Genomic DNA, 8,786 nt, shown 5'->3' with positions numbered 1-8,786 from the left:
ATTGCTCCCTCATTGCCATCAAGTTTTTGGCGTAGAAATCAACGGTTCGACCCGTTGGCTGAGTATTTTGGGATTTCAATTTCAACCCTCAGAATTTGCCAAATTGGGGCTAATTATTACGATGGCGGCATTGCTCCATGCTCGTCCAGCTGTCAGTATTCCCTCTATTGCTCGCACCCTCGCTATTACTGCGGTTCCGTGGGGTTTGGTTTTTGTTCAACCGGATTTAGGAACCTCCCTTGTATTTGGCGCAATTACCCTAGGAATGCTGTATTGGGCGAATGCTAATCCAGGCTGGCTGGTTTTGATGATTTCCGCGATCCCTTCTGCGATTTTATTTAATGTATACCGTCCGGCTTGGTACGGTTGGTTAGTGGCGATGGGGTTTCTAGCGTGGTTTACCCTGCCTTGGCGGAGAATTGGTACAGGGATCGTTACTTTGGGTAATGCGATCGCCGGAGGAGCCAGTGGCTATCTTTGGAATGAACTCCTGAAGGATTATCAAAAGGATCGCTTGATGTTGTTTCTACAGCCAGAAAAAGACCCCTTGGGAGGAGGCTATCACTTGATTCAATCCCGCATTGCGATCGGTGCGGGAGAAATGTGGGGAAAAGGTTTACGGCATGGGACGCAAACCCAGTTAAATTTTATTCCGGAACAACATACCGATTTTATTTTTTCTGCAGTGGGGGAAGAGTTAGGGTTTGTTGGCAGTATTTGTCTCTTAATTGTTTTTTGGCTTATCTGCCTGCGTTTGATTATGATTGCTCAAAATGCTACGGAGAATTTTGGTTCTTTGTTGGCGGTTGGGGTCTTATCCATGATTATTTTCCAGGTCTTTATCAATATTAGTATGACCATTGGCCTCGCTCCCATTACGGGGATTCCTTTACCCTGGATGAGTTATGGGCGATCGGCGCTGCTGACTAATTTTCTGGCGATCGGTTTGGTTGAGTCTGTGGCTAACAATCGACCACGATTGCATTTTAGGCGAGGAGAATGGTAAATAATTGGAGAGTAGGGAGTTGTAGGATTTAGGAAGTTTTTTTCTCTCTACTTTTTTCTCTCTACTTTTGCTAATCTGTAGAATGTGTTCTTTAATCAAACAAGGATAACGGTCAGGAACCTCAGCCTAAAGGCGTGAGGCTTGAAAGAGAAATCTGACAAGCCATTCTGACCAGACTAAGTACCCCGCGTACTCCGTTATTTGGGTCACGACACCTTGGAATGCGAAGCTAGTTCCTCGCTCTGTCGTTAGCAGTTAAACAATTTTAAGGTCACTGAAATAGTGCTGCTAACCTAACAAGCCCTTTTAACATGGTCGAAGCTAACATTACCCCGAAAGGGAGGCTCGAAAGAGCAAAACCGCTATGCGTACAGGGTTGTTTAATTAGATACAGTAATTGTCCTGTTAAAAGTGCAATACAAAAGCACCCTAATTAAACAATTCCAAGGCGGTAGCGAAACTAATATAAAGCCGTCCTTATAGGACGGGGTTTCTACCCAATTTTTCTGATGATGATTTTACCTGGTGCAACGGTTCGCGTAATTAATTCTGATGATATCTATTATCGTTTTGAGGGATTGGTTCAGCGTATTAGTGATGGAAAGGTTGCCGTTCTTTTTGAAGGGGGAAATTGGGATAAGTTGGTCACGTTTCAATTGGCTGAACTTGAAACTGTCGATCTCAGAAAGTGAGTGATAAAACGATCCGTTAGATCCGCTAGGGATTGAAAATCCCTTCTTACGATTTGCTCCTGTAGGGATGTTGCGTGCAACGTCCCTACAGCATTTCAGTTGATCTCTCGCTACAGTTTATCTCTAATTTATCAAGAAGATTTCTTAACTCGAAAGGGACCCGATCCAGAACCCGCTCCATGACTGGATCATAGCACCCCATTTCCGGGGCAGTCAAGCCAGACCTCCATTATTAAGACATATTCGCAATAATTCCGCAGATCAAATCTCCCCAAATCCAGTCAAGACAAGCCTTCCGGGGCAGTCAACGAAAGAATGAGGGTTTCAGCCATTCTCCCACCCCACCGATCGCTGGATTTCCTGCATTTTTTGAAAGCATCCATCCAGAAAACTGCCTCCTCAATACCCAAATCCTCCTCAGCGATCGCCAATGTTGAATTTTATAACGCCTCGAACCGCGATCGCCCGATCGCAGGGAAACATGACCCATTCCCAGCATCGTTTTGCGCCCGATGCCGGAAAAAGGAGCAAAAGCAGCGAGAATAGAAGCGATCGCCGCCAATTCTGGCTCTTTAAACTCATAGCGCACCCATCCCACGGACCCAATTTGAAACGCCCGATTGAGATAAGTCGCCGTAGTTTTCAGGTCGTAAGCAGCCACCCGTCCCGACCAAGCGGCGATCGGGTCAAAATGCAGAGTTTCCGGTGCAAAAGCATTCCAACGGCGCAATAAACTGCCAAAGACCAAATCGGGTAATAAGAACGGCTGTACGTCGCCATTTTGCATAAAACTGGTGGCACTGTGAAAATTTAAGGCGATCGCCGACTGAGATTCCGTTGCGGCCAAGGTTTCCCAAGTTATTCCCCCCAGGATATTAACTGGCGAGGCGAGACGACAAGTGATATTTACAATTGTTAGTTTTTGCTCTAAGTGACCGTGCAGCCCCCAGAGTAAAGAGGTAAATAAATCACCTTGCAATAAAGAGAGATAAAGGTGCAGTATTTTTCCCTCCACCAAGCGATAATTTAAGCGCAGAGGCACAGAACTGGCAGTGTGCAAGGCTTCCGACAGAGCGGGATCGGCAGATTTGAACCAACTCAAGACGATCGCATGACAAGCGCGGGCGATATCCTTCTGTTTGGGAAAAGACTTCTCTGCATGAATAGTGAGAGATAGAGTCCGAAGATCGTCGCGATCGCTTTCAATTCCGACAACATTATAGCTCTCTCCTTGCCAGTGTACGGCAGAATCCTCAGCCATTGACACGGTGAGCGATCGCAAAAGTTCGGGATAGTCCGACCAGTGAGGCAATGCTAATATCACCTTAACTAGACCTCGGTGGGCGATCGCGGGAATTAAGGCCGGACGCACCGAGATTTCTGGCAACCAATCCGCTAAGGCGATCGGGTTGTTCAAGTGAGGTGCGGGGGATAAGGTCAAACTTAAACTATAAATCGTCATTATTTCGGATTCTCCCCCCTTATCAAGGGGGGCTGGGGGGGATCGAATCAATAACTAGCAAGTTGAGTTATATTATCAGATGGAATGCTCATTTAAGAGGTTGGAGGAAATTGGGCGATCGCATCAACAACTCCCGCAAATTCTTCAACCTGTGGACTCTGACTGTGCTGAGAATAAAGCGCCAATAATTCCCGATAAAACCAGAGAGTATCCTCGGGAGGTTGGTGAAAATGCCGCCAAACCGTCGCTCCTTGTCTTTGCAGTTGAAAGAGCAGCGATCGCCCATTGTGGAGTTTATCGGCGAGGGAAACCCGCACCACAGAAGCATTAGCATCACGCAGATTTTGCAAATATTGTTGCTTGCGATCGCGCCAAGGGGGTTTAGGGGTTTGCATCGATTCGGTGCAACCATCCACAATCGCCGTCACCTCCTCCCCAAATTGCTCTAAAATCGCCTTGCGGGTAGCTTCTCCCCCTTGGTCTTCTACAGCATCGTGAAGCAGTGCCGCGATCGCTTCTACCTCACTTCCTCCGTCTTCGAGAACTAAGGCTGTAACCCCCAGTAAATGGGCAATATAGGGCGTACCGTCGGCTTTGCGGGTGTGGTGGCGATGGAGATGAACTGCAAAAGCCAAAGCCCGATCGAACCGTTCTGTTAAGATAACTTTATTCATCGTCTGTGACCTGATAAAATTGCGCTTCTGCTTGCATTTCTGCAATTGTTTTCTGACGTAATTGCCAAGGGAGGAGGACTTCAATGTGAGGTCGCCACGATCGCAGGCGCAATCCCACATTTGTATCTCCCTGACGATAGCAAACCTTGTAATAAGCATCATCGGGGCATCTTGCTTTGATGACCTGCAATAATTTCAGCCGATCGGTAGAGTTTGCATGGGTTTCAATTAGTTCGATCGCCTTGTTATGGGAGATTGCAGTAAAGGTTTTGTGTCGGAATGTCCCTTGAATGTAGCGATCGCTAAAGCTGCGATCGAAACGCAGTAACATGAGGGTTGCAGGCAAATAAAAATCAAAACCCCAGGCGAGATCGAGGCGATCGCGAATATAGTGAGGTTGGGGTAAAGTTCTCTTTCGTTGCTGTAAAATCATTGGTAAAGTTACATTATTCCAAGTGAGGCAACGAATCTCTTTAATTTTATCCAAACGATAATTATACCAATCTCCTTGCCCTGAAGGAGTCGTACCTAAACCACAGAGATAGATGGCTCTCTGCACGTAGTAAACGCAGGTGGGGTAGACAATGCAGGTTTTCGCGCCATATCTTGCACTGCGATAGTCTAAAGCGATGGGTTGTACCGGAGAATCCGACCAAATATCTCGCAATAGTTCCAGCCACCGTTCAACATTGATTTGATGTTGAACGATAATGTAATCTACATCCAAGTAAAATCGCTGCACCCCTTGAATAGGCTGTGATAGACTCTGAGCAATGTTTTCTAGATTCGGATTGAGAAATCCCAACTCGTAGATATCCAATCCATCCTCAATTAATTTTGAATGATAGGCGATCGGTCGTCGAGGAAATTCTTGTACCCGATAATACTGGTTTTTCTGGTGTTTGAGCCATCCCAATGCCGTTAATGCCTTTAAGTCCTCTGCCAGCGATCGCCGCGTGACCGCAAATAGACGAGTTTGCAAACAGCGATCGATTTCCTTCTCAGTTAAAATACCTTGTTGCTGAATCCCTTGTCGCCATTCTCTCTCTAATAACCCTGTATCGGTTGCAAACAGCCAATCTTTAGCCGATCGCGCACAAGGACAGATTGGATCGTGCAAACTCGGAAGAATATCACTTTTAGGATGTCCAACGCTGAAAAATGCGTCTCGCCAATCGCGATAAGTAAAGCGATCGGCAAGATCGACTCGAATCGCCTCATCCCCATAGAGCGATCTTAACCAAGACCATAAGCGTATTCCTTTAAGTAAGTTTTGCTTTAAAGAACCTCGTGCCAACCATTGTAGTAGTTCAACTTCGGGAAGATCCTCAAATAAGGGAAATGAATTCATCGTTTTAACCTTCCGATTCATCTCCTATCTTACTCTAAGGGAAGGTCTGTTTGGAAGCGGCCACTTCCAGCATGAGATATAGTATAGAACGTAACGCAATCAAACAACGTTTCACCCCAAACCCCAAATCTGGAGAGGCACAGTCTTAAATATGTTGAAATTGACTGACTTTTCTTCCACCCACATTTACAATTAGACTACATTTACAGAGATCGAAATGACAACTTACAGAATTGATTTAGAGGGTAATATCTTAAAGATTGGGTTTGGCGATCCTGCCCAAAACGATCGCATTGTCCAAGATGCCTCAACTCGACTTGATGAGTTGGTGCAATCAGGGACTTTAGTGGGAGGCACCTTGCTCAAAGTCAATGGACCCGGTTCCCTCCCTGTTGCTTTTGTTATCGCTCACAAAGTTGGTCATTTGTATGGGGCGATCGCGGTTTTCGATCCCAAACTCGGGGGGAAATATGTGGTCTGCATCACTCATAATCCAGATTATAAATTAGGCGATTTAGTCGATTGAGGTTTATATGGTACAATATCCTATTAAAGTCGTTCTTTGCGGTTCTCCTCACACGGGTAAATCTTGTCTGAGAGAGGGTTTAAAGCAGTCTCTCATGGAGTTACATCGCGAAAAGGAAACCCCCTATCCCCTCGTCCTCACAGCCTGTCCTGATGGCGAAGGAGCTTGGTACTCCGAGGCCGTGCGTGCCGATCCGGAACTGGCACGGCAATTAAAAGAGGACTATAAAGCGAAGTTTACACTTGAGTTTGCGATCGAAAAAGCAAAACAAGTACAAAAACTATCTCACCCACTCAACATTATTGATATCGGAGGAAAAATTGATGACAAAAATCGGCGGATCGTCGCTTCGGCAACTCATGCGATCGTTCTTTTCAGTGATATCAGTCAATTGGGTGATTGGAAGGATTTTTGCGAGGATCTGAATTTACAGATTGTTGCACTACTGCACAGCGATTATGAGGGGAAATGCGATCGGATTGACGCAGAAAGACCGATTTTAAGGGGTAGCGTCCATTATTTAGAGCGGGGCGTGGATGTTTCTCAAAGACCTGCGATCGTTGCTCTAGGTGAACTTTTAGTTCATCTTTGTTCTGAAAACTAACTATTCATTATCCCAATCAATTTATCATAACGAGGATCGTAAAAATGGCTAAAATTTTAATTACATCTCTAGGAGTTGGTCTTGCAGGTAAAAACAACTTAGTAGAACGGGAATACAGAAAAGCAACCTATGAGATAGACGGAATCAAATATTCCCCACGCAGTTTTATTGCATCTGTCCTCAATGAGCATTTGAAGCTAGATGGAATCATTTTTCTTGGAACAGTTAAATCAATGTGGGAAGAAGTCTATAATTCATTTTGTACTGAAAAAGAAATTAAATTAGACGATCAATATTATTATGAATTGGATGAAAAAATAAGTAATTTAAACTACACAAGTTCTCTTGATACTTTAGATTTAAAACCTTTGGAAAAAATTCTTGGCGATCGCTCAAAATGTATTCTGATGAAGTACGGAATTACAGAGCAAGAACTACAAGAAAACTTAGATAGAACTATCCAAATTATTGATTATTTGAAGAATGGTGATGAACTTTACATTGATATTACTCATTCCTTCCGATCGCTATCTCTTTTCCTTTTTTTGATTCTAACATTTCTCAATGATTTAGTCTCAGATAGAGATATCAAAATAAAAGGCATTTATTATGGAATGGTAGAGGCTGCTGGAGAATTAAAGTATGCTCCAATTGTCAATTTACAATCTTTATTTGATTTGACGCAATGGATTAAAGGAGCATATAGCCTAAAAGAATTTGGCAATGGATATTTAATTGCTAACCTTCTCGAACAACAAGGACAAGGTGAGATAGCTAAAGATATTCGGAATCTTTCTGATGCAATCAATATTAATTATGTTCCAACGATACAAGAACGTGCAAAAGATTTAAAAGCAAAGTTGAAACAAGAACAACCCAGTCCATTCAAATATTTACAGGGTATTCTAGATCGGTTTGTAAAAAAATTTGCTGAAAAACATCATTCTGGAGCAAGAGAATGTGATTTTCAGCTAGAGTTAGCAGAATGGTATTTTGAGAAAAAACGTTATGCTACTGGGTATATAACTCTAGCTGAAGCAATTATTACTTATCTTTGTGAAATTCATGATGAAGATTTTAAGGATAAAAATAATCGGGATAAAATGAAAGATTTACTATATGAAAACCGTAACTCATCTTTATCTCAACTATATTGCAAAAAAATTGACTCTATTCGGAATGCGATCGCTCATGCGTCTTTTGACAAACAAAGAACAAGTTACACTCAAGCAATCAACAAAACAGATGATTACATCAAAGAACTCAAAGAAATCTTTAAAACTGGACGATTAGTATAGGAGGTAAAATCATGGTTCAAAATCATTCATTAGCACACCAAGCAGCACTGGAAATAATGCGAGAAGCGGTAACAATACTGCTTCAAGAAAAGTATAATTCTGACAACTCCGATCAACAAATTAAAGCTGTTATCGAAGAGTCCAAAAGATTACTAACTTTTCAGCAAGATGCAAAAATCAAACCTTTGCGACTCCTTTTTGATCGAGTAAATATTACAAGAGAAGCAGATCGGGAAAAATCTCAAACTAATACAAAACAACAAACTGATGAAGTAAAACATTACTGGGAAATCGACAAAGTTAATTCAGAAAAGTCTGATAATTCAGAAAAGTCTGAATTTTGTCCTCCTGTTCCTTATCCCAACACCCAAAAGCCTTCCAATATCGAAGAATATAAAAATCAACTGAAAGCAGAAATAAAGCTAGAGGGGAAAGACTGGGAAAATTTATCTTTACTTAGCCTCATTGTCGAAAAATATGGGTCATTTATCAGCTTTGGGGAAGAGGATATTGCGTTTTGCGATCGCATTCGTTCCACGGCTGCATTAGCGGCTGCATTAGCAAACAATTCAGAAGCTAAAGAACTTAATTTAGTGGCTGGTGACTTGTCAGGTATTCAGAACTTTATCTATACCATTTCTTCCGATGGTGCGCTGAAATCTTTACGCGCAAGAAGTTTTTATTTAGAATTGGTTACAGAGGAAATTGTTCAACAACTTCTTGAAAAACTCGAACTTCCTCGCACCAGTGTTATTTATGCAGGTGGAGGAAATATTTATATTCTTGCTTCTGGTGAAAAGACTGTTGTAGATAAGGTTAAAGATATTCAAAATATGTTCAATGAATGGCTCTTTGAACAGTTTCAAGGTAAAGTCTTTCTGGCACTTGATGCGATCGCTTTTAACACTGAAGAGATACAAGACAGTCGTTTATCTGATGTTTGGCAAAAAGTTCCTCAACGGTTAGCAAAGCAGAAACAACAGAAATTTTATAATATCTGGGAAAAACTGTTGGAGCGAAATCAAAGTTTTAATCCACCTTGCAAAGTTTGTCACCGTGACGATATAGAGAAATTAAAACCTTTGTCTGATAAATCTGACACAGAAGCCTGCGGTATTTGTTGTACAATGTACAATTTAGGCGATAAATTGCTCAAAGTTAATACTGTAATTC

9 protein-coding genes are annotated in these 8,786 nt (G+C 42.5%); 6 read left to right on the top strand and 3 right to left on the bottom strand.

Annotation, left to right across the window (positions count from 1 at the left end; all coding sequences use genetic code 11):
* A partial coding sequence (gene rodA / locus VB714_RS13585; RefSeq protein ID WP_323225012.1) for a rod shape-determining protein RodA occupies window positions 1-1,006 on the top strand: 1,006 nt, incomplete at its 5' end.
* Between the two features lie 509 nt (window positions 1,007-1,515).
* Window positions 1,516-1,698, top strand: coding sequence for an NAD(P)H dehydrogenase subunit NdhS (locus VB714_RS13580; RefSeq protein ID WP_416309677.1), 183 nt, complete (start codon window positions 1,516-1,518; stop codon window positions 1,696-1,698).
* Window positions 1,699-2,002: 304 nt separating this feature from the next.
* Here the strand turns inward: VB714_RS13580 and cas6 are convergent, their stop codons facing one another.
* The 3 genes from cas6 to VB714_RS13565 all read right to left on the bottom strand — a co-directional run bounded on the left by cas6 (window position 2,003) and on the right by VB714_RS13565 (window position 5,185).
* Window positions 2,003-3,160 carry a CRISPR system precrRNA processing endoribonuclease RAMP protein Cas6 gene (cas6, locus tag VB714_RS13575; protein ID WP_323225011.1) on the bottom strand — a complete coding sequence of 386 codons (1,158 nt, stop codon included), beginning with the start codon at window positions 3,158-3,160 and terminating at the stop codon, window positions 2,003-2,005.
* Window positions 3,161-3,252: 92 nt separating this feature from the next.
* Entirely contained in the window at window positions 3,253-3,834 is a 582-nt protein-coding gene (locus VB714_RS13570; RefSeq protein WP_323225009.1) for an HD domain-containing protein, read from the bottom strand.
* A complete protein-coding gene (locus tag VB714_RS13565; protein WP_323225006.1) occupies window positions 3,827-5,185 on the bottom strand; it encodes a TIGR03985 family CRISPR-associated protein in 1,359 nt (452 codons plus the stop codon). The genes VB714_RS13570 and VB714_RS13565 overlap by 8 nt, the downstream gene beginning before the upstream one ends.
* Window positions 5,186-5,402: 217 nt before the next feature.
* Here VB714_RS13565 and VB714_RS13560 point away from each other — a divergent pair, with 217 nt between their 5' ends.
* The 4 genes from VB714_RS13560 to cas10 all read left to right on the top strand — a co-directional run.
* Window positions 5,403-5,711, top strand: coding sequence for a CRISPR-associated protein Csx3 (locus VB714_RS13560; RefSeq protein ID WP_204103409.1), 309 nt, complete (start codon window positions 5,403-5,405; stop codon window positions 5,709-5,711).
* A gap of 7 nt (window positions 5,712-5,718) precedes the next feature.
* Window positions 5,719-6,315 (top strand): hypothetical protein, encoded by a 597-nt coding sequence (locus VB714_RS13555; RefSeq protein WP_323225004.1) that lies wholly within the window; start codon window positions 5,719-5,721, stop codon window positions 6,313-6,315.
* A gap of 44 nt (window positions 6,316-6,359) precedes the next feature.
* Entirely contained in the window at window positions 6,360-7,613 is a 1,254-nt protein-coding gene (gene csx2 / locus VB714_RS13550; RefSeq protein WP_323225002.1) for a TIGR02221 family CRISPR-associated protein, read from the top strand.
* 11 nt (window positions 7,614-7,624) lie between these two features.
* On the top strand, window positions 7,625-8,786 hold a 1,162-nt coding region (gene cas10, locus VB714_RS13545; RefSeq protein WP_323225000.1), incomplete at its 3' end, for a type III-A CRISPR-associated protein Cas10/Csm1.

Origin of the sequence: Spirulina sp. 06S082 (assembly GCF_034932145.1) — a bacterium.
Classification (GTDB): domain Bacteria; phylum Cyanobacteriota; class Cyanobacteriia; order Cyanobacteriales; family Spirulinaceae; genus CCY15215.
The sequence above is the reverse complement of the archived record's forward strand: the minus strand, read 5'-3'. Positions and strand labels throughout refer to the sequence as shown.